We start from the raw sequence: 19,636 nt of genomic DNA, 5'->3' as shown, positions 1-19,636 counted from the left end.
ACAACAAGGAATACCCGAATGTCCAAGACCCACCTGTTCGACCTCGACGGCAAGATCGCCTTCGTTTCCGGTGCCAGCCGTGGCATCGGTGAAGCCATCGCCCACCTGCTGGCCCAGCAGGGCGCCCATGTGATCGTCTCCAGCCGCAAGCTCGACGGCTGCCAGCAAGTGGCCGAGGCGATCGTAGCCGCCGGCGGCAAGGCAACCGCGGTGGCCTGCCATATCGGTGAGATGGAGCAGATCCAGCAGGTGTTCGCCGGCATCCGCGAACAGTTCGGGCGCCTCGACATCCTGGTCAACAACGCCGCCACCAACCCGCAGTTCTGCAACGTGCTGGATACCGACCTGGGCGCTTTCCAGAAGATCGTCGACGTCAATATCCGCGGTTACTTCTTCATGTCGGTGGAAGCCGGCAAGCTGATGCGCGAGCACGGCGGTGGCAGCATCATCAACGTGGCCTCGATCAACGGAGTGTCACCGGGGCTGTTCCAGGGCATCTACTCGGTGACCAAGGCGGCCGTGATCAACATGACCAAGGTGTTTGCCAAGGAGTGCGCGCAGTTCGGCATCCGCTGCAACGCCCTGCTGCCGGGCCTGACCGACACCAAGTTCGCCTCGGCGCTGGTGAAGAACGACAGCATCCGCAATGCCGCGTTGCAGCAGATCCCGCTCAAGCGCGTGGCCGACCCGAGCGAGATGGCCGGGGCGGTGCTGTACCTGGCCAGCGACGCCTCCAGCTATACCACCGGTACCGCGCTCAATGTGGACGGCGGGTTCTTGTCCTGACGGTGCCCCAGGCCTGACTGGCTTGTGGGAGCGGGCTTGCTCCCACAAAGCTTGCGGCCTAGACCTTTATTGCCTGCAACGTGTAGCTCAGCGGTAGCCGCCATGGCGCCTCGACCAGGCGCCACTCGCCGTCATCGCCCAACGCCATCTGCCCAGGCAAGGCCTCCCAGGGAATGCTCTGGTGCTCGTCCAGAGCAGTGATGCGTAGGCCGTTGCGCAACAACGCGGTGATCACCTCGCCGAGGCCATGGTTCCACTCATGGGTTTCAGTCTGCGTCAGGGCCTGGTCGGTGTCGACGTAGGTCTGGTCGCTGATCCACACAGTGGGCGCCTCGCGCTCGAAGTACGGATACTCCAGTTGCAAACGGTCCGCATGGTCTTCGTTGACCGCCATCAGCATCGGGTGGCCGTCGCGCAGAAACAGGCGTCCGCCCGGCTTGAGCAATGCCGCCACTGCCTGCGCCCAGCGCTCGATACTCGGCAGCCAGCACAACGCGCCGATACCGGTGTAGACCAGATCGAAACTATCGGCAGGCAGCACCTGTGCCGCCTGGTAGACGTCCGCTTCGACATAGGCAATACCAGCGCCGCACCGTTCGGCCAGGTCACGCGCCTGGGTCAGCGAGGCGGCAGAGAAGTCCAGGCCACAGACATCCGCACCCAGGCGCGCCAGCGACAAGGTGTCGGTACCGATATGGCATTGCAGGTGCACCGCGCGCAGGCCATGGATATCGCCCAGGCGCGGCAGGTCGAAACGCACCACCTCGGACAGATGGCCGGGTTCGGCGACAAAGCGTTCGACCTCGTAGTCCTTCGAGGCAGCGTGCAGTGGCGCCCGTTCATTCCAACTGGCGCGGTTGAGTTCCAGTGATCGGCTCATGCGGTGCATCCCTGTCCTGAATAGGTCAGGCGCCACGTTAACTGGCGCCGTCGGGCGCCGCAACCGCTCTGTCAACCTGAGGTTGACAGCTCAGGTATACTGAGCGCCTCGTCCATGCCCAAGGATCCAGCACCCATGACGGAAAACAGCTTCGCCTTTCGCCTCAAGGAACTGCTCGAACACCACAAGCTGACCCTGCAGGCGGTGGGCACGGCCCTTGGAATCTCGCGCACGGCGGTGCACAAGTGGACCCGCGGTGGCGAGATCGACTACGCCAACCTGCGCAAACTGGCCGAGTTGCTCAAGGTCAACTGGATCTGGCTGCGCTACGGCGAGGAGGCCCTGCACAGCGTGCAGCAGGCCGAGGTGGTCGAGCTGCCGATGACCGACGTGCGCCGACGCTACACCGCCGAAATCATGGAGAGCGAGACACGCATGAAGCTGGCGCAGGAGGGTGCGCGCATCGTCACCTGGGAGTGGAACCTGGTCACCGACGACGTGACCTACTCGCCCAATGTCGAGGCGGTATATGGCTGGCCACTACGGCGCAACGAGGACTTCTGGGAGCACATCCACCCCGAGGACGCCAGCCACATGCAGGGCATGTATGCCCAGGCCGTGGCCGACGGTACAGGCTGCGAGTGCGACTTCCGCATCACCCGCCCCGACGGCGGTCAACGCTGGATCGCCTCGCGCGCGACGGTGCTGGGCGACAGCGCCGGCCGCCCGGTGAAAATGGTTGGCATCAGCATGGACAATACCGAGCGCAAGGTGGCTGAAGAAGAGTTGCGCCAGAGCGAGGCGCGCTTTCGCACCATATTCGAACTGGCCTGGGGCGCGCTGGCCTACATTGACCCGGATGGCAGCTGGCAGCGGGTCAACGGCAGCCTTTGCGAACTGCTGGGTTACCGTGAGGACGAGCTGTACGGAACGACGTTCCAGCAACTCACCCACCCCGAGGACCTGCCGGACAACCTGGCGCTACTGCGGCGCCTGCTGGCCGGCGAGATCGAGCGATACGAAGTACAGAAGCGTGTTCGCCATAAAGACGGGCACTACCTCTGGGTGCGGGCACGCACCTCGCTGGAGCGCCGCGCCGACGGGCAGCCGGAACATCTGATCAGCGTGTTCGAGGAGATCGGCACCGAACGCGAGGCAAGCACGCGTCCTAACTGACACCTGCCCAGCGTCGAACCTGATAGGTACAGGTGACAGTCAGCGTTTGACGCCGTGCTGGATGACGATCGAGTCGGTGCCCAGCTTGGCCATCACCTCGGCCTTGCGCGCGTCCGCCTCGGCCTTGGCCGGGAACGGCCCCATCAGTACCACCGGCTTGCCGTCGCGGTATTCGACCCAGGACGGAATGCCCTTTTCGATCAGGCGTGCGGTCATGTCGGTCAGGGCGCCCATGTTCGGCCCCTGGATCACCTCGACATCCCAACCTTCCGGCGCCGGCTGGTCGGCCAGCGCCTCGGCGCGGCGCTGCAGGTCGGCGCCACCGCAGACTTCGCGGATTCGCAGGTTGTTGCCGGTCTCGTCGATGAGGATCTCGTACTGGCCATCGTGCTTGATCGCCACATAGCTGCGGTAAGGCTCGTACTGACCGGCATCATCCTTGCCGCGCACCTGGCCGCAGATGGAGCCCTGGGTGTCGAAACGCACGTTGGCGAACTTGGCCGTCTTGGGGTTGTTCAGGTGCTCGGCCACCTGCTTGTGCACGCCTTCGACCTCGTTGTTACAGCCCGCCAGGGCCAACACCGCCATTACCACCGCCAGTTTGCGCACGCCTGTACCTCCAGATTCGAAGGAGCGGATTCTAGCATGAGCGAACCGCTCGGCCGCAGGGATGAGGCGAAGGTGGAAAGTTGCAGCGTGTGTCGGCGACCAGGAACGGCGGAAAGCAAAAAGGGCGATCCTTTCGGATCGCCCTCTTCTGATTTGGTAGGCACAATTGGACTCGAACCAACGACCCCCACCATGTCAAGGTGGTGCTCTAACCAACTGAGCTATGTGCCTGTCGTGTGGGGCGCATATTAGTGATCGACTGCGCGCCTGTAAAGCGTTTTTTTCAAAAAAATCAAAAACTTTGCGAAATTCATCCGAACCGCCCCGGCGACCTGCGGAAAAGGCTTTTACCGGCCGAGCTCGCATCTGGTTCGCCCGCTGGACGCGACCAAAAGCAAAAAGGGCGATCCTTGCGGATCGCCCTCTTCTGATTTGGTAGGCACAATTGGACTCGAACCAACGACCCCCACCATGTCAAGGTGGTGGCTGAATACCTCATAAGCCGTTGATTTAAATGGAATTATTTAGAGCGCTGACGACCTGAAAAAAGCCAAAACTAGCCCATAAGAATCAATAAGTTAGCGAGGGGTTTTGCAAATAGAGCCGCGTAAATAATATTCCACACGTCGTCCGCGCCAAGAAACCGAGGCTTTCAATTCTGTGGCGCATGACGCGAGTCTTGCGTCTATCGGCAAGCGTAAGCCGCCGATACCAGAGGACCTTCGCGACGGGGGGCAGGAGAAAACAATAGTGGCACTTCGACATTGCGCAAGCTTAGAATGTGTGGAGGCAGTAAACCCACAAGGAAATGCGTTTTGAAGAAGTTCATTTACTCCCTAGCCTTGATCGGCATGACCTCTTACGTAGCCACCTCCGAGGCGGCCCCATCGCAATTCGCCGTCCCTGGCTCCTCGGATCATGATTTCGCGGTAGCCTGCTGGGATCAGGGCAAAGCCACCTTCACAGTCAACAAAAACAAGGACAACGATTACAGGCATGCTCGCAACATCGTATTCACTAACCTGGGCGGCGGACGGGTCGCTATTAGCCTGCTGCACGGATTTGGGGATGCCAATACGCCCAGTACTTACCTCACGTCTTCAACTGAACGTTGCGAGACCTTTCAACAATAAGGACGTACTGGACTTTATCGAGAGGACGAATTCGCTCAATTACTCGGTCAGCGTGTCGTATTCGTGCTCGCACTGCTGCCCGGCGATCCGGGCAATGTCATAAGCTTTCGCCAGCTCTCCCGCTTGAGCATCAGCCCGTGCGAGCAAGTCGGAGAGCACCATGGCGGCGCGGCGGGCTGCCTCGCGCAGTCGCCGGCCAGCAGCACCACTATCGGCAGGCGCCGACTGATGCCTCGTGCATCCGCTCGTAGCCGATGCGCTGACGGCGCTCGGCCAGCAGCGCCCGCACCTTCACCTCAAGGCTGTCAGTCTTGCGCAGGTCGGTACCGCCTGGCGGAATTCGTTTAGTGACTAACCAGAGGCTGTTTATCCAACATAGTTCGCCGGAAGTCTGATACAGCTCGGCAAGCTATATCCGCCGAGCGCCGCAAACGCTCTACCTCTTCGGCCGGAGCACCATCGTCCATTGCGGCGTGGTAGGCGCGTAAGGCCTCCAGCGCTGAACGTACGATCAACTCACCGGTGGCTACTTCTTCGTGGCTCACTTGTTTCACGGATGTTCTCTCACTGGCAAAATGGAATTTGCACTAGGGCTAGCGAAGCGTATAACGAGGAGAGACGACCAGCAGGCCGCAGAACGGGTAGCCAAAGTACCTTATCGGCAGGCGAAAGCGATCGCCTCTAGCATGCGCCCGTCTCCGGCCCGTAGTCGGTTTTGAGCCAGCAACGATTGCGTCGTCTTGCTTAATCCCAACGTCCGCGAACAAGCCACACCAGCGCCTTACCTTCAATGATCCAGTCGCCCCCTTAAACTTCAATGTCGACCGGTAACTTGTTCGTATTCCACAGCAGCAACCAACCAATCGCCTGCTTGCTGAATCTGGCGATGCCACTCCACGCGAGTAACCAGCCCTTGGCGAAGCATATCATTCGCAGTGCGAATCAAATCACAATAGTATTCATCAATGCACTGATCCAAGCCCTTTGGCAAGGCGACCAATTTTTCCCAATCAGCCAAAGTCATATCCTGCATTAGCGTCACCTTCTCGAGGATGATTATGGTAGGTATAGCAGGCCCATTAAGCGATGGGATCTTTCAGCTCAGTATGGATTAGAGGGCTACGGTCGACCGTGGAGGAGCGTCCATGAATCGGCAAGGCATTGAGCAACCAAGCAAAACAGCAGCATAAAGACCTGTCAATGACGGACCAAAGGCTGGTGCCCAAGCGAGTAAAGCTCGTAGTCGGTCACAGCCTGGAACGCTGATTCGGCGATGAGCCGGAGACGGTCGACCTCTTCAAGCGGTGCGCCGGCGGCTTCGGCGTTGTGGTAGGTGCGCAAAGCCGCGATAGCCTCGCGAATCAGCGGCTCGCCCGCGCTTATCATTCCTTCGATTGTTCTCTTCACGATACCGCCCTGGTGGATTGACCAAGTCAGTATAGGCTCAAGCGCGCCGCAACGAGCACCGTTTTAAGTCAGCATGCGGTGCCATGCCAAAGTGGCCAGCGCAATACCGCAGATCCAGAGCGCAACCATAGCCCACGACTGGACCTCGATCTTCAGTTTATTCCTTCGCATAACCGCTCCTTTGCCGGTTTCACGCCGAGACATCGCAATCTCGTTGCGACCAAGCACCACAGATGAAGGTTCATTCTGTTTACCCACAAGATGCCCCTACTCCACCAAGCCGTCATAGGATGCCTCGCAGGCCAGGCCAGCTACTCGGGCCCGGTCATACGCTGCCGCCAATTCTCGATTCGTTTCGACAGACCTGTTGAGCAGGTCGGAGAGCACCATTGCGGCGCGGCGAGCTGCCTCGCCTCGAGCGATAACGGCGGGATCCTGGCCGGGGCAACCGACGGCGGCAGCGAGTTTGCCGGCTTCATCGCGCAGCCGCTGGCCAGCAGCATCAGCCCGAGCAGCAGCACCCTCAGCGATCGTTCGTTGTTGCTGAGCATGCGCCCTCACCTCCTCTTGCGCTTCGACGCGCTGTTGCTCTTTCGCCCGCTCCCCTCGCTCACCCAGCACCTCGGCCAGGCGGTCGCCACTGTCCCTCTGTGCTGATGCTGTGGCAGCCTGGGCGCGCTCCACAGATCGGCCGTGCTGGTAGACGAGCCAGTACGAACCGACCACAGCCAGCAGCGCAATCACGCGCATACCCCACGTATTCATGCCAGCGCCCTTCGCAAGCCCTCAGCGAACACCGCCGCCGGATACTCGTAGTTCGCGTTCTCGTGCTTGATGATCGCGTGCACCAGGCCGCCCAGGACCTGCTGGTTCTTGATGTCCTGGATCGGATCGCTCGGGGCAAGGCCACAGCGCTGCGCTACGGTGCGGATGTAGGCATCGGTGTCGTTCTCTACCTCCGGTGCCCAGCGTTTGATGATCGCCGCAACAGTGCGCAGGCGGTGCTTGTTGTAGTAGGTCTGCAACAGCTTGCCGAGCGCACGAATGCCATTCTCCGGCGTGTCGAAGACGCAAAATCGGCCACCGGGCTCTTTACCGACCTGGCCTGCCCAGTTGTTGGTGGGGTTGAAATCGATGTTTCCCGGGTTGCGATTGCGCACGCCGCGGGGAAGCAATTGAGTCATGGTTTTCTCCAGGCAAGAAAAAGCCCCGTCAGTGCGGGGCTTTATTGGATGAGGCTTGGCAGCCAACTAGGTGCAGGCGGCCGATGCTCAGCGGTTGGGAAAGCGTCAGCAGCCGGCCAGTCGCGCAGCGCTCGGCGGTAGGCCTGCAACTCGGCGTACTGGTCCGGCGGGATGGTAGTCGCGGCCCCCAGCTCCACTTCGTCGCGGTGCCGGGCCACTACCCACTCATAGCGCGACAGCTCGGCGGTGCGCCAGGCTCGCTCCTGTTCGATTACAAACTCAGGGGATGGCTGTTGCCGCTCGCTCAGCGTAGGAGCGCCTTCGCTGTCGGGCGTAATCGCTTTGCCCGAGGCCTCGGCCGCCAGTAGCTCGGCATGCCGCTTGCGGGAAATCTTGGTGCCGCCGTTATCGTTGAGGTCGAACGAAAACCGGCCATCGGCCTCGACCCATTTAGCCCAAATGTCCATAACTGCCCTCAATAGCCAATGGCAATCCAGCGGATGTACGCGGTGCCGGAAAATGACGAACTGTTGATGACGTCTTCACGCCGAGATTGAAAGCCTGTCTCAGTGAGCAAGCGTGCCTGGGGGACCACCGTCGATTGGGTCATGGCACCATCATGCGTAAAGCCGCTGATGCACGCGGGGATGATGCTGAAGCTTAGGGGAAACGTGACGGTTGTCTCTGCGTCTGCCGCGTTGGCGATGTGAACGCCCCACTGGATCTTCAGTCCGCCCAACCATGTTGGAAAGACGATGGCGTTGTTTGCCCCGCCCCCACCCTTGATGAATGAAAAGCCCCAGCGCAGCTTGAACGGCGTCACCACGTTGGTGTCGGTGCTGCCGCTGTCGACTTCGGCCTGGCTGGCAATGGCCCCGGCCAGCAGAGGCTGGCCGTTCCATTTCAACTTGCCGATGGAGTCCATCACCAACTTGCCGGCCACCATCCCCAACCAGTGAAAGCCGATACCGGGCGCGCAAACCTCCCGTTGATCCGAAGCACCGACCTCCATCGCTTCACGGATGATGAGGGCACCAGAGCCGTACTCCGCCCCCCAAGCAGGAGACGCCAGCACCGGCTGTTGCCGGCTGACGGATCCCACCGTCAACCTGGCGGCCAAAGCCGTGTCGACCTCGCCTTTCGTGTAGGCATCGGTGATGCCGTACCCGCCGAGCGTGATAGCCCAGTTGGCCTTCTTGGATAAGAGCCCGTCGACTTGGGGGCGGGTGTAGTAACCCGCCGGATCGAAGTTACCGCTGTGCCACAGGATGCGTGTCTTACCCCACTGCCCCGAAGTCTTGGCCGAGCGGGCCGCGATGATCGGTTCGTCGCCCGAATACATGAAGCCAATCTGGGCCGCGTAATCGTCCGTGATGTAGGGGATGTTCAACACCGAAGCGTAATTGCCAAAGGTGGTTTGCCCATCCGTGAACGAATAGAAACCGCCGTCCAGCCCGATGGTGTCGATAGGGCCTGCCGGAGCGATATTCCCGCCAAGCCCGAGATACCCTTTTTTCAGTCCATCAGTGATGCCATGCCCGGCCAGGGTCGTGGGGTTACTGCCGCCGATGACCCGGCCTAGCGCATCCACGCTCACTTGGTTGTAGCTGCCGGCGGCCACACCGGTTTTACCCAGCAGCATCGCGAACGTCAGCGCCGTGGCGCCTATCTGCGGGGGCGTCGTGTTCGTCAGTTGCCACAGCGAACCGGCGTAACTCGCACCGGATTGCACGATGATCAGGTGGCCCGGCGTGCATTCGGCGTTCTCATTCGCGTCCAGCGCCCGCGACCATGCATTGGCCGAAGCCGTGTAGATCCAGTTCTGCGCGGCGTTGGCCTGATCCTTCACAAGCACCCGGTCACCGGCCAGCAGTGCCACGCCGTCAATCGTCTGCAGGCCAGACAAGGCAATCGGTCCCGTGGTAGTAACACGCACAGCGCGCTTGACGTCACCAGCGGCGAGGCCTTGGATCGCCTGCAGCAGCTGGCTGGTGTCGTCTTCGCTCGGTGTGAAGCCGGCGGCCTTGATCACCGCCAACAGCTCATCGGTGACCGCGTTGCCCCAGGCGGCCGGGATCAGCGAACCAGGCTGGCCGGTGCTGGGGTTTTCATCCGCGAACTTGCCGCCGATCAAGCCGACATTGGGGATGCGTTTCGGGTAGTCCATATCGCGTTATCCGTAGTTGATTGATTCAAGGGTGTGCGCCGGCGCGGCGCGGCTGACCAGGCATTCCAGCGCGCCATTGGCGGCACCGCCGAAGGTCTGGCCCCAATGGCTGAAACCGAAGCGACTGCCCTGGGCCAGGCGCGGCCCCGTCTCCAGGGTCCACATGAATTGCGCGCCCCAGGTGCCGAAGCGGGCCGAGCCGAAGCGTGACCGCCCAAACCGCGGCGCCCGGTGCTCGATCACGCGGGCATTGCGGTAGCCCAGCGAGAAAGCCAGCTCCACGAAGTAGGCCGGCGTCTGCCCGCCCACCTCCAGCAGCCGGCGGCGCACGGCCAATTGCCGGTCGGCGAACGCCGGCGACTCCCCCATACAAGGGTCGGGCAGGTGCATAACCCGCTCCCAGTCGGGAACCAGCTCGCGCACCGTGGCGGGCTCACTCTCGGCCAGCAGGTCGGCGGCGCGGCGGTCCTCGGTGGCCAGCTCCTGCGCCGCCGCCTGCAGCACCAGGTCGACGCCTGGGTTGAACTCGCGATCCCAGGCCGGCCCCGGCGGCAGCAGCGTGCACAACTGCGCGTAGTAGTCCTCTACCGTCCTCACGACCACAGCACACCCCCATAGGTCAGCAGCTCATTAGCGGCCGCCTGCACATCCCCGGCGGGACTGATGACCTTGTGATCACGCTCGCCCGTGGCACCGCTGATAGCCTCGGCAATGTGAGTGGCCAGCAGCGTGGCGCCCAGCGCCGATTCCCGGTTGTGCAGGTCCACCAGGGCGGCTTCCACGGCGCGGCGGACCGCGCTGCTGTCCGGGGTGACCGATAGCTGGTACTGCACCGGCTTCTCTGCCGGCGGCAGCACGTACACTTCGGCCGTAACGGGTCGCTCCTGCTCGATGTACGCCGCCACGGCCGCCAGGGCCTCGGCGCTGGGAATGATGTCGATATCGCCATCGCGCACGAAGAACACCCCCACCGTGCCCGGCCCCACCCAGTGCCGCACCACCCAGGCCCGGGTCACCCCGGCGACCTCCAGCGCCCAGGTCTCGTAATCGCTCTTGCTGCCGCCGTGGGCAATGACGCGATACGAACGAATCACCCGAGCGCGCAGCGCCTCGATACTCTCCTGCTCGGTGCCACCGGTCAGGCCCGGCGCTGCCACGGTGAACGTGTCATTGACGCCCAGCACCGGCGACACCAGGCGCAGCTGCGTGCCGGCAGGCGTGTTGCCCAGCTCGCCCGGCTCCAAGGCCTCGACCTGGGCGACGCCGTCGGTGCTGGTCAACTTGACCGAAGCCCGCACCCTGAACAGCACCTGGTCATCGCGCTGCAGCAGCGTGCCGGCGTCGAGCAGCGCCGAGGCGGCGCCGGTGAAGGTAGCGGCGCCGGTTGCCGCAACCGCCTGCAGGCGGCCACGCTTAAGCCGCGCCTGGGCCATACGCAGCAGGGTTTCGTCGTCGGCCGTGTCGGGCAGGATCTGGTCGGCAATGTAGCGCTGGTGGCCGTAGCGGCCGGACGACGCCGCGCCGAGCACGCGGGCCAGCACCTCGGCATCGGAGCGGACCAGGGCGCTACCGCCGGCCAAGTCAGCCTGTGCCCTGGCCACCAGCGCGGGCAATGTTGGGATTTCAAACGGCATTGATCACCTGCCACAGGTTGTCTAGTTGAACATCGATCACCGGGCCATCGCGCAGGCCGACCCGCACCTGCATGTCGAGGCGGTCGACCTTGCGCGACGCAGTTACCGTAACGGCGCTCACTCGGTCGTCATCCACCGCCCACTGCAGCGCCTCGCGGGCGAACGCCTCGGCCGTGCGCACCGTATCGTCGGTCAGCGTGCGCCGGCGCAGCTGCCACAGGCGCGAACCAATGCGGTCATTGGCCAGGGTCGGGAACGTGTCGCCCCACCAGCCGTAACGCTGGTCATCGTCCAGCAGGTCGCCGGCCTCGGCGCGCCGCCAAGTCAGCAAGCTGATCACCACGGCGCGCTGCCAGGCGCGTTCGGACTCGGCATCGAGCAGCGTCATGCGGTCACCACCGGCTTACCGCTCTGCTGATTACCTTTCGCCACTCCCTCATGCTGGTGGTTGACCTGGCTGACGCCGGCGGCGATCTGGTCGCCCTTGGAAACGATCTGGCCGGTGGTGCGGATCACCGGCGTGTCGAACTCCACGGCCGTCTCAGCCTTGACCTTGAGCGTCAGCGTCTCGATCTCGATCACGCGGCCGCGCTTGAAGTGCAGGCGGTCGCCTTCGTCGGTGTAAATAGCCACCTCACCGCTCTTGAGCGCCTGCAGGCGAAAGCGCCGGTCGGCGACGCAGACCACAACCCCATGGGAGCGGTCACCGCCCAGGAACGCCGCCAGGGCCTCGGCGCCGGGCAGCGGGTTGGACGTAAAGCCGTAGGGCTCGAAATGCTCCATGCCGTCTTTCACTTCGTCGGCGGTCAGACGCATCTGCAGGCCCTGCAGCTTGCGGCTGGCATCGACCAGGGCGACCACGCCCCGGGCGAGAAAATTTCTCATGGGTTTCATTGGCCAGGCTTCCAGTCGGCGGGAATCAGGTATTCGAAGTTGTCGGCCTTGCCGCCCTTCTTGAGCTTGCGCGACTTGTGCGGGTCTTTCGGCTCGGGGTCGAAGCCATCCGGCGGGCCTACCACGATGTTGGCTACGGTGCCGGCGTCATCGAGCACGTACTCGATTTCGCTGATGAGCATGTCGCGGTCGATACCGATCAGCGGGTCGACCACGCGCACGATCATGTTCGGCACCCACAGGGCGCCGGTGGACTGCCGCCATCCCTGGATTTTGTAACGCAGGGTCAGTGCCTTACCCATCCGGCTGCCGCGCTCCCAGTTGGCCCGCGCCTGGGCCAGCTCCGGGGTCATCTGGCCGCTTTCGTGGATCAGCAGCACCCGGCGCCGTGAGGCACGCGGATCGGTGACGCCGGCCTTCACTTCGCTGGCCGCCTCGCCGTAGTCAGTGTCGGTGCCCGAGCGCTGGCCGGTGACGCGGTACTCGGAAAACACCCCCGAGAAATCCAGCTCGGCGCTGCCGGTCAGCAGGTTCTGCCCCAGTTCCAGGCGGTCGACGGCGCGGCCGGCGCTGCCCGGCTTGATGATCACCACCCGCCCCCGGGCGTCATCGGTCGAGAGCAGCCGCGACAGCGTCAGCAGGCGGTCGATGGACTCGAAAGCCGTTTCGCCTGGCTCGATCTGGTGGTCGGCCAGCTTGGTGGTTTCCGCCACCTCGCTCAGCACCCGCATCCCGTAGGGCTCGGCCAGGGCCTGCACGATTTTCTGCACGCTCTGCCCGCGCCACTGGCCGGGCTTGTTTACCGCCGAGCAGTCCACCAGGTCGGCGGTCAGCGAGCGGCCGGCGACCGACCGTTCGACGCTGCGGGCGTCGTAGCTAATCGGCGTGCCGAACACCCAGCCCGTCAGCACCAGGTCGGCGCCGATCCGTACTTCGCAGCGGTCGCCCTGGCGCACCGGGATTTCCTGCACCTGGCCCGGCCAGCTCCATGTCACGCCCAGGCGGAAATCCCGGGCTTGGCGTTCAATGCCGGCGCTGATGCTGACTTTCTTCCAGCCGCGATAGTCCAGGCCGTTCACGCTCAGCGTGACAGCATTTTGGTTGTCCATGGATTCACTCTCGAGCGATGGTCAGCGCGCCCACGGGCAGGAAGCCCGGGTGCTGCACCTTGTTACGCGTAACGATTTCCTCGGCGCGGGTGGCATCACCGTAGCGCTGATACGCCAGCACCACCGCCGGCAGGCTTTCCCGCGTAGTGACCTCGGCCAGCCGCACGCCGGCGCGGGCCACTTCGGTCAGGTGCGCCCGCACATGGTTGCGCACCACCTCCAGCCGCTCGACGTGCTCGACCGGCGACGCCAGCGCGGCCAGCCACAGGGCGTCGCTGATGGCGTCACGCAGCGCTACCACGTCGGCCGTCACCGGCACCTCGGGGCGCTGGATCGGGGCCACCACCTGCTGTTCCAGGGTGGCGAAGCCGGTCAACGGCTCGGGCGCCTGCACCACCGGCATGGCCACCGCCTCGCGCACGGCCAGCACGATCAGCGCATCGCGCACCAGCTCGCGGGCAGCGGTGACCACGGCGGCGGTGTCGGTTCCTCCGGCCGGCGGCGGCGCGCTGGCCAACTGGCGGGCCTGATCCACCTGGCCGGTGATGGCCCGGCCAGACTCCGCGAAGCTGGCAAACTCCGGCGTGGCCTCGGGCAGCGCCGCGACGGTGCGGGCAAACTCCGGATCGGCCTCCAGGTTCGCCGACTCGCCGCCACTGGACGGCCCCCAGCGATAGCCCGACGACCTTGAACTGCCGCCGACACTGGCGAACTGCCCCCGGATCATCGCCGCGAAGTTGCCCGGGGCGTTGATCAGCATGTCGGCCAGCGCCTCCACCGAGCCGACCAGGCCGGTCAGCTGGCGAAGCTCCGAGGCAATAGCCATCTGCACGCCGGCAATGCCATTCTGCAGCGCGGCCACCGCTAGCCGCGCCCGGTTCACCACCGCCATGGCGGCCTTGTACCGGGAAATCGCCGACTCAAGCAGGCTTTCCGATGAGTCCTCCAGCTGCCGCGCCGTGTTCGGCACGCCAGCAGGAAAGCCTTTCTCGCCGTCCTCCACGAACACCAGGTCAAAGCGGACCATGCCGCCTTCGCGGCGCTCATGGCTGACGCTACAGGCCGTCGCGATAGCCGTCAGCCGGCCATACCACGGGTGGACCAGCTCGCCTGCCCCGGGCTTGTCCAGGGCGTTGAGCAGGTTGTCACGCTGAAAATAGCAGTCCTCCCCGATCACGAAGGCGGCCAGCTTGATTTCCCGCGTGACGCGGCCCAGGTCTTCAACCAGGGGCTTGTCCCGCTGCGGATACTCATGCGTTTGTGTGCGCCGTCCCGCCGGCATGCTGTCGCTGTCGACGTGGAACGGCACGCCCCGAAATGAGGCCGGGTGCAGCTGATCCCGCCAGGTACTCATGACGCCCTCCCCAAGGATCGGTAACCCACTTGTGGGCTGACCTGCAACCCGGGTTGATTGGTGTCGGCCTGCTCCACCCGCATGCCGGGCGGCGCGTTGTCGAAGCGCACGACCATTTGCCCTTCCAGCTGGGCTTTGCTGGCCTGGGCCGCCTGCTGCACCAGGGAGCCCCGCGACGCAGCCAGGGCACCCGCTGCAGGTGCTGCCAGCCTGTTCTGCCCAGGCAGGCCCATTTCAGCGCGTTTCAGCGCCTCCCCCGGGGTCAGCCCCTTGGCCAGGCTTTCCTGCGCATGCTCGGCCGCCTGAGAGGCCGACAGCGGCATTGCCGCCCATGGCCCTGGCTGGTCCGGTGCGCGCAGCAGGCTGGCCACGCTGGCGGCCTCGGGCATCAACTGCACCGGCTGCGCCATCGGCTTGACCAGTGCGCCCGGTACCGGCTCGCCGGCAGCATTGCGCGCCTTCTGCTGCTCGGCCCAGTCGTTGACCTTGGCCGTCGCCGCGCTGATCACGCCGTCGCCGCTCGACTCGCTGTCGAAGCCCAGGAATTTCATCATCGGCTCGATGATGGGTCGCAGCTTGTCCCAGATCCCCTTGAAAAAGCCGGTGATGGGCTCCCAGTGCTTGATGATCAAGCCCAGCGGCGACCAGTCAAAGACCGCCTTGAGGAAGTCGAAGAACGGCACCGACAGGGCTTTGACCAGCTCCCACAGCGCGCCAAAGAACGCCGTCAGTGGCTCCCAGTTGGCGACGATCAGACCCAGCGGCGACCAGGCGAAAGTGGTTTTCATCCACTCCCACACGGCCATCGCCGGGGCCTTGATCTTGTCCCACACCGCCTGGAAGTACGGCGCCACGGTCGACCAGTTGGCAATCAGGACGCCGGCAGCGATAGCGATACCACGGACGATCATGCCCACCGGGCTCATGCTAGCGACCCCGTTCATCAGGGCCAACGCCGCCGTGGCCCCGGCCGTGGCCAAGCGCAGCACGGTGAAGCCCACGGCCGCGCCCAGCACGCCCTTGATCAGCCACGGGTGCGCCCCGGCCAAGGTGGCCACGCTGCTGATGATCGGCCCCACGGCCGCCATGAAGTCGTTGAGCGGCGGCAACAGCATGCTGCCGACCGTGATACCCAGGCGGGTCACCCGGTTCTGCAGCAGCTGCATGGCGTTCTGCGTGGTCGCGGCCCGTGCGGCGTACTCGTTGTTCATCGACCCGGCATACTGACTTTCGTCGCCGACCGATTTGAAGTTCTTCTGCAGCGTGCCCAGGCTGGTCAGCAATGGCGCGATAGCCCCTACCGACTCCTTGCCAAACAGGTTGGTCAGTACCGCCGCCTGCTTGCTTTTCTCGACCTTGGCCAGCGTCTCCAGAACGCGGTTAATCGTCCCTTCGCTGTCCGTCTGCATGCCTTTGGCCAGCTCGTTGGCATCCAGGCGCAAGGCCTTGTAAGCCTCCTTCTGCGACTTGGTGGCCGCCGTGCCGGCGGTCAGGGTCAGCATGAAGTTTTTGATGCCCGTGGCGGCCACGTCCTGGGCAATGCCCACCCCGGCCAGGGTCGAGCCCATGGCGGCCAACTGCGCCGCGCTGACGCCTGCGACCTCGCCCAACGGGCCGATGGCGGTCAGGATGTTGGAGATTTGCCCGGTGCTGGCCGCGCCGGTGTTGCCCAGGTAGTTGATCTGGTCGGCCAGCGTGACCACTTCGGTCTGGTTCATCTTGAAGGCCGTGCGCCACTTGGCCATCATCGAACCCGCCTCGGCGGCGCCCGTGTCGAACGCGACACCCATTTTCACCGCGTCTTCCGCGAAGCGGTTCAGCTCTTCCCGGGCAATGCCGGACTGGCCGCCGGCGGCGACAATCTGCGCGATGCCCTCGGCCGCCATGGGCAGGCGCTCGGACAAGCCCAGCACGTCGTCACTCATCGCCTTGAACTGCGCCGGCGACTCGAAGTTGACCACCTTCTTGACGTCGGCCATGGCGCTTTCAAAGCCCATGGCCGCCTTCACGCCCATGACGAACGGGGCCGCAATCGCCCCGCCCTGCAGAGCCTCACCGAACGTGATCTTGCCCAGGCCCGAACTGTTCAGTTGCTTGCGCAGCACCGCGGCGTTCTTGCGAACACCGTTAAGCACTGGCGACAGCTTGTCGACGCCGGTGATCAGCGCCTTGAGTTGGAATTTATCCGCCACCGCCTCCCCCATTCAGCGCGTTGATGCGCCACGCGTTTTCCTCGCTCTCGAACAGCGTGTCGAGGGTCCAGCCCAGCACCTCGCCCGGGGTGGCTTTCCACCACCAGGCAAGGTCGTAGGCCAGCTCGGTCAGGCCGCCGACTGCTTCGAATCTTGGGGCATGAAAAAACCGACGATGATCCAGGCCAGGGTGTTCAGGTCCGACAGCTCCAGCTGGTTGACCGAGCTGGCCGGGATCGCGGCGCACACGGCGATGTATTTCGCCGCCGCCTCAAGGTCGACCACCGGGTAACCGTCGCCGCCGAGGTTGTACGGCAGCACCTTGATGGCTCGGCACTCCTGCACGGTCGGGCGGCGCAAGTTCAGTTCTTTGACTTCCTCACCGTGGGCCTGGATCGGGGTTGCGAGTTCGTGGGTTGCGGTAGCCATTACTGCCAGTCTCCTTGGATGCCTTCGAATTTGAGCGAGACCTTGGCGTCATCGCCGGTCACTTTGGACTCATCCACTTGGTACGCGCCGCTCAGCACATACACCGAGCCGTCTGCCAGCTCGGCGGTGATGGTCATATTGGTCCCGTTGGCCAGCTTGGCCCGGGGGAAGTTGGCGGTTTTCACCGCATCGACCACCACATAGGGGATCAGGTCTTCTTCCTTGAAGTAGCCCCGCGTGATCGTTTCGCGTTTTGTGTCCGACAGCGGGCATTCCACGCCGCCGGTGATCACCAGCTGATCGCCGTCGATCTTCACAAAGCAGGTGCCCGCGACTTTCTGACCCATAAAGGGCACTCCCATAAAAAAGCCCGCACTGGGCGGGCTGGGGTTGAACGATGAGGGTTACGCCGCGTCTGGGTACTGCAGGCGGAACTGGTACAGCAGCGCGAACACGCGCAGCTGGTTCACCAGGTCCGGCGGGAACAGCACACTCAGGCGGTTCGGGTTCTTCGGATCGCGCTCGACGATCAGGTACTGATTGAACGCCTCGGCGTTCTCGACAATGCCCTCACGCTCAAGCGCGCCATAGGCCGCGATCAGCTCGCCGCGAATCACCTTCGGCGTGACGATAGCCTGGCCGGGACCGAAGCGCGTGCCGTCGTTGGCCAGTTTGTGGCGGCCGTACTTGCTGGTGATGATGCTGCGCAGGTAGCGGATCACGTAGGCCGACTGGTGCAGCGTCTCGCTGTCCAGGTAGGAGTCATCCGGCTGGCCGTAGGCGTTACGCTGGTAGGTCGTAACGGCCCGCTCGATGCGGTAGCTGCCGCCGTTGTAGACAGCGGTGGCCACGCCACTGGTCAGCAGCGACTGCCGCTCGGTCAGGGTGAAACGATCACTCGCCTGCGCCGGGTCGATGCCCGTCAACGCGCCGGTCTGCGTCGGTCGCGCCGGGTCGGCGCTGATGAACACGGCGGTACGTGCCGCCCAGGCCGCCGCCACTTCCCACGCCGGCTGCGGCACGCCGCGCTCGAAGCCATGCACGGAGACATGCGGATCGTTGCGCAGGCGCCCAGCGGCGACCAACTGGCCCAACGTGCCGCGCTGCGCGCTGTACACATGGCCGTAGAGCTGCTTCGCCCAGGACCAGCGGCCGGCGCTGTCGTCCATGGCGGTTTTCCAGGCGCCCAGCGTGTCGGCATCGGTCCAGGGCTGGGCGATGAACTCGAATTCTTCGTCGCCCAGTGCAGCCAGCGCCGCCGACACGGCCGGGGTGCCGGCGCCGTTGGTCATGGACGTGGCCACCACCGTCAGGCCGGCCGGCGTGGTTTCGCCATTGGCGCGCCCCAGGCGGTTCAGCTGCACTTGGATATCGTTGCCCAGCTCGCCCTTGAATTTGGCCTGCAGGGTGACCACGCCGGCGGCGGCCGTGGCCGTCACCGGCAGGTCAATGGCGGCATTGATGGCCGCCGCCAGGCTGGCCGCCACGGCCTCGGCCGATGCACCGACCACCGCGTCGGCCCGCACGCGCTGGCCACCCACGTACAAATTGACTAGGCCGGCGGTGGCGACGCTGCCCGTTACGGTAACGGTGGCGGTCGCGGCCGCGCCGGTGGCCACCTTGAGCGGCAGGCACCAGACCTCGCCAGCCACGTCGATGGCCCGCCAGCGTGCATGCATGGCAGCCAGCATCGAGCCGGTGCCGCCAATGTCCTTGGCGTCGCTGGTCTTCGACACCAGCACCAGGCGGCCGATCTCCTCGCTGTCGGCGTCGTCGTTGACCTGGCCGACGATCAGCCGGCGCAGGCTGGACCCGCCGCTGTTGGCCATGGAGTTGTCGACTTCGGCATAGAACAGCGGCACGCGAATGTCGCTGGGGATGTTGTTGAAACTGATGCTCATCGCGCTTTGCTCCCCCGGGTGGTGGTCTTCTGTTCCAGGGCATCGCCGGCGATGATACGGCGTTCCCAATAGGCATCACGGGGCACCGCGGCGCCCTCGGCGGGCAGGTATTGGCCCGGCTGGCTTGGCATCGGGCAATCGCGCCCCGGGGCCGGTTTGAGGTGAATGGTGGTCATGGGTTCAAGTCCTCGCGGGTAATGAACTCGACCCGCCCGTCTGGCCCAGGGGCGTTGACGTTGGGGTCTTTCAGGGGGTTGAGGAAGTCGAGACGGGTGTCGATGCCTTCCAGGGCCGGCAGGCCGGCCAGCTGCCATTCCTGCCAGGTCTGCGGCTTGCCCTCGCCGGTTTGCTCCCAGCGGCCGAGCTGGAAATCGGCATAGAACCGATAGCGGTAGACCATGCGGTCGCGGTCGAGCAGCAGCAGCTGACCACCGTCGTACAGCAGCGGCCCCGATTCGTCGTCGGGCTCAAAGCCCACCAGGGCGCGCCACAGCTGGGCGCGAAGGTCGTGCAGCGGGTCAGCCACCGATTGCCCGCGCTCATCGTCGGTCGGCAGTACAACGCACACGTCGATAGCGTCGCGCACAGCCTGGGTGTAAACGTTCTGCGATTCCGGCTCGTCGGCCGAGTCGCCAACGGCGATCACGTAGGCCGCCGGGGGCTTCATCTTGGCGCTGTCGGCGGTCGGGTCCCAATCCAGACCACCGGCCACGCGCCCTTTGAAGCCGGGCGCATAGGTGCGCAGCTGCTCGATCACAGGCGTGATTTTCATGTCAGGTAC

The 19,636-nt window shown here is 64.3% G+C and carries 24 protein-coding genes, 1 tRNA gene and 1 pseudogene; 3 read left to right on the top strand and 23 right to left on the bottom strand.

Features of this window, described 5'->3' with window-relative positions; genetic code table 11:
* Nucleotides 1–18: 18 nt before the first annotated feature.
* Nucleotides 19–786: an SDR family oxidoreductase gene (locus OH705_RS11070; protein WP_267302201.1), complete on the top strand. Its 768-nt coding sequence runs from the start codon at nucleotides 19–21 to the stop codon at nucleotides 784–786.
* A 58-nt stretch (nucleotides 787–844) separates the two neighbouring features.
* On the opposite strand, the gene OH705_RS11065 is transcribed toward OH705_RS11070, so the two are convergent.
* A complete protein-coding gene (locus OH705_RS11065) occupies nucleotides 845–1,666 on the bottom strand; it encodes a class I SAM-dependent methyltransferase (RefSeq protein WP_094010748.1) in 822 nt (273 codons plus the stop codon).
* 135 nt (nucleotides 1,667–1,801) lie between these two features.
* Between OH705_RS11065 and OH705_RS11060 the strand changes: the two genes are divergently transcribed.
* Nucleotides 1,802–2,842 (top strand): helix-turn-helix domain-containing protein, encoded by a 1,041-nt coding sequence (locus OH705_RS11060; RefSeq protein WP_160290568.1) that lies wholly within the window; start codon nucleotides 1,802–1,804, stop codon nucleotides 2,840–2,842.
* A 39-nt stretch (nucleotides 2,843–2,881) separates the two neighbouring features.
* Here OH705_RS11060 and OH705_RS11055 read toward each other — a convergent pair whose 3' ends face one another.
* A complete protein-coding gene (locus OH705_RS11055) occupies nucleotides 2,882–3,451 on the bottom strand; it encodes an SPOR domain-containing protein (RefSeq protein WP_038705819.1) in 570 nt (189 codons plus the stop codon).
* Between the two features lie 154 nt (nucleotides 3,452–3,605).
* Nucleotides 3,606–3,682, bottom strand: a tRNA-Val gene (locus tag OH705_RS11050).
* 584 nt (nucleotides 3,683–4,266) lie between these two features.
* On the opposite strand from OH705_RS11050, the gene OH705_RS11045 reads away from it, so the two are divergent.
* The gene (locus OH705_RS11045) at nucleotides 4,267–4,584 is read left to right on the top strand and encodes a hypothetical protein (protein WP_267302200.1); all 318 of its coding nucleotides are present in this window, start codon (nucleotides 4,267–4,269) and stop codon (nucleotides 4,582–4,584) included.
* A gap of 39 nt (nucleotides 4,585–4,623) precedes the next feature.
* Here the strand turns inward: OH705_RS11045 and OH705_RS11040 are convergent, their stop codons facing one another.
* The 20 genes and pseudogenes from OH705_RS11040 to OH705_RS10950 form a co-directional block, all read right to left on the bottom strand.
* Nucleotides 4,624–4,773 (bottom strand): DUF2514 family protein, encoded by a 150-nt coding sequence (locus OH705_RS11040; protein ID WP_416383575.1) that lies wholly within the window; start codon nucleotides 4,771–4,773, stop codon nucleotides 4,624–4,626.
* Between the two features lie 19 nt (nucleotides 4,774–4,792).
* A pseudogene (locus OH705_RS29275) lies at nucleotides 4,793–4,906 on the bottom strand (hypothetical protein); the annotation flags it as partial.
* A gap of 492 nt (nucleotides 4,907–5,398) precedes the next feature.
* Nucleotides 5,399–5,617: a hypothetical protein gene (locus OH705_RS11035; protein WP_267302199.1), complete on the bottom strand. Its 219-nt coding sequence runs from the start codon at nucleotides 5,615–5,617 to the stop codon at nucleotides 5,399–5,401.
* A gap of 164 nt (nucleotides 5,618–5,781) precedes the next feature.
* Nucleotides 5,782–5,991, bottom strand: a complete 210-nt coding sequence (locus tag OH705_RS11030; RefSeq protein ID WP_416383573.1) for a hypothetical protein — start codon at nucleotides 5,989–5,991, stop codon at nucleotides 5,782–5,784.
* A gap of 267 nt (nucleotides 5,992–6,258) precedes the next feature.
* The gene (locus tag OH705_RS11025) at nucleotides 6,259–6,741 is read right to left on the bottom strand and encodes a DUF2514 domain-containing protein (protein ID WP_323873492.1); all 483 of its coding nucleotides are present in this window, start codon (nucleotides 6,739–6,741) and stop codon (nucleotides 6,259–6,261) included.
* 11 nt (nucleotides 6,742–6,752) lie between these two features.
* Nucleotides 6,753–7,175 carry a structural protein gene (locus OH705_RS11020; protein ID WP_267302197.1) on the bottom strand — a complete coding sequence of 141 codons (423 nt, stop codon included), beginning with the start codon at nucleotides 7,173–7,175 and terminating at the stop codon, nucleotides 6,753–6,755.
* Nucleotides 7,176–7,216: 41 nt separating this feature from the next.
* Nucleotides 7,217–7,642, bottom strand: a complete 426-nt coding sequence (locus OH705_RS11015; RefSeq protein ID WP_267302196.1) for a phage tail assembly chaperone — start codon at nucleotides 7,640–7,642, stop codon at nucleotides 7,217–7,219.
* Nucleotides 7,643–7,650: 8 nt separating this feature from the next.
* A complete protein-coding gene (locus OH705_RS11010; protein WP_267302195.1) occupies nucleotides 7,651–9,342 on the bottom strand; it encodes a gp53-like domain-containing protein in 1,692 nt (563 codons plus the stop codon).
* A gap of 6 nt (nucleotides 9,343–9,348) precedes the next feature.
* Nucleotides 9,349–9,945 carry a YmfQ family protein gene (locus tag OH705_RS11005; RefSeq protein WP_267302194.1) on the bottom strand — a complete coding sequence of 199 codons (597 nt, stop codon included), beginning with the start codon at nucleotides 9,943–9,945 and terminating at the stop codon, nucleotides 9,349–9,351.
* Nucleotides 9,936–10,976: a baseplate J/gp47 family protein gene (locus OH705_RS11000; RefSeq protein WP_267302193.1), complete on the bottom strand. Its 1,041-nt coding sequence runs from the start codon at nucleotides 10,974–10,976 to the stop codon at nucleotides 9,936–9,938. The genes OH705_RS11005 and OH705_RS11000 overlap by 10 nt, the downstream gene beginning before the upstream one ends.
* On the bottom strand, nucleotides 10,966–11,364 hold the full coding sequence (locus OH705_RS10995) for a phage GP46 family protein (protein WP_104444098.1): 399 nt from the start codon (nucleotides 11,362–11,364) through the stop codon (nucleotides 10,966–10,968). The genes OH705_RS11000 and OH705_RS10995 overlap by 11 nt, the downstream gene beginning before the upstream one ends.
* Nucleotides 11,361–11,870 carry a phage baseplate assembly protein V gene (locus OH705_RS10990; protein ID WP_416383572.1) on the bottom strand — a complete coding sequence of 170 codons (510 nt, stop codon included), beginning with the start codon at nucleotides 11,868–11,870 and terminating at the stop codon, nucleotides 11,361–11,363. The genes OH705_RS10995 and OH705_RS10990 overlap by 4 nt, the downstream gene beginning before the upstream one ends.
* Entirely contained in the window at nucleotides 11,867–12,979 is a 1,113-nt protein-coding gene (locus tag OH705_RS10985) for a phage baseplate assembly protein (protein ID WP_267302192.1), read from the bottom strand. The genes OH705_RS10990 and OH705_RS10985 overlap by 4 nt, the downstream gene beginning before the upstream one ends.
* A 4-nt stretch (nucleotides 12,980–12,983) precedes the next feature.
* Nucleotides 12,984–14,333 (bottom strand): DNA circularization protein, encoded by a 1,350-nt coding sequence (locus tag OH705_RS10980; protein WP_267302191.1) that lies wholly within the window; start codon nucleotides 14,331–14,333, stop codon nucleotides 12,984–12,986.
* On the bottom strand, nucleotides 14,330–16,525 hold the full coding sequence (locus OH705_RS10975) for a phage tail tape measure protein (RefSeq protein ID WP_267302190.1): 2,196 nt from the start codon (nucleotides 16,523–16,525) through the stop codon (nucleotides 14,330–14,332). The genes OH705_RS10980 and OH705_RS10975 overlap by 4 nt, the downstream gene beginning before the upstream one ends.
* Before the next feature lie 129 nt (nucleotides 16,526–16,654).
* Entirely contained in the window at nucleotides 16,655–16,954 is a 300-nt protein-coding gene (locus OH705_RS10970) for a phage tail assembly protein (protein ID WP_267302189.1), read from the bottom strand.
* Nucleotides 16,954–17,301 (bottom strand): phage tail tube protein, encoded by a 348-nt coding sequence (locus OH705_RS10965; protein WP_267302188.1) that lies wholly within the window; start codon nucleotides 17,299–17,301, stop codon nucleotides 16,954–16,956. The genes OH705_RS10970 and OH705_RS10965 overlap by 1 nt, the downstream gene beginning before the upstream one ends.
* Nucleotides 17,302–17,358: 57 nt before the next feature.
* A complete protein-coding gene (locus OH705_RS10960; protein ID WP_267302187.1) occupies nucleotides 17,359–18,855 on the bottom strand; it encodes a phage tail sheath subtilisin-like domain-containing protein in 1,497 nt (498 codons plus the stop codon).
* Nucleotides 18,852–19,031 carry a DUF2635 domain-containing protein gene (locus tag OH705_RS10955; protein ID WP_110698332.1) on the bottom strand — a complete coding sequence of 60 codons (180 nt, stop codon included), beginning with the start codon at nucleotides 19,029–19,031 and terminating at the stop codon, nucleotides 18,852–18,854. The genes OH705_RS10960 and OH705_RS10955 overlap by 4 nt, the downstream gene beginning before the upstream one ends.
* Nucleotides 19,028–19,627 (bottom strand): hypothetical protein, encoded by a 600-nt coding sequence (locus OH705_RS10950; RefSeq protein WP_267302186.1) that lies wholly within the window; start codon nucleotides 19,625–19,627, stop codon nucleotides 19,028–19,030. The genes OH705_RS10955 and OH705_RS10950 overlap by 4 nt, the downstream gene beginning before the upstream one ends.
* Between the last annotated feature and the right edge of the window lie 9 nt (nucleotides 19,628–19,636).

It is taken from the genome of Pseudomonas sp. BJa3 (genome assembly GCF_026343815.1).
Classification (GTDB): Bacteria; Pseudomonadota; Gammaproteobacteria; order Pseudomonadales; family Pseudomonadaceae; genus Aquipseudomonas; species Aquipseudomonas soli.
The sequence above is the reverse complement of the archived record's forward strand: the minus strand, read 5'-3'. Positions and strand labels throughout refer to the sequence as shown.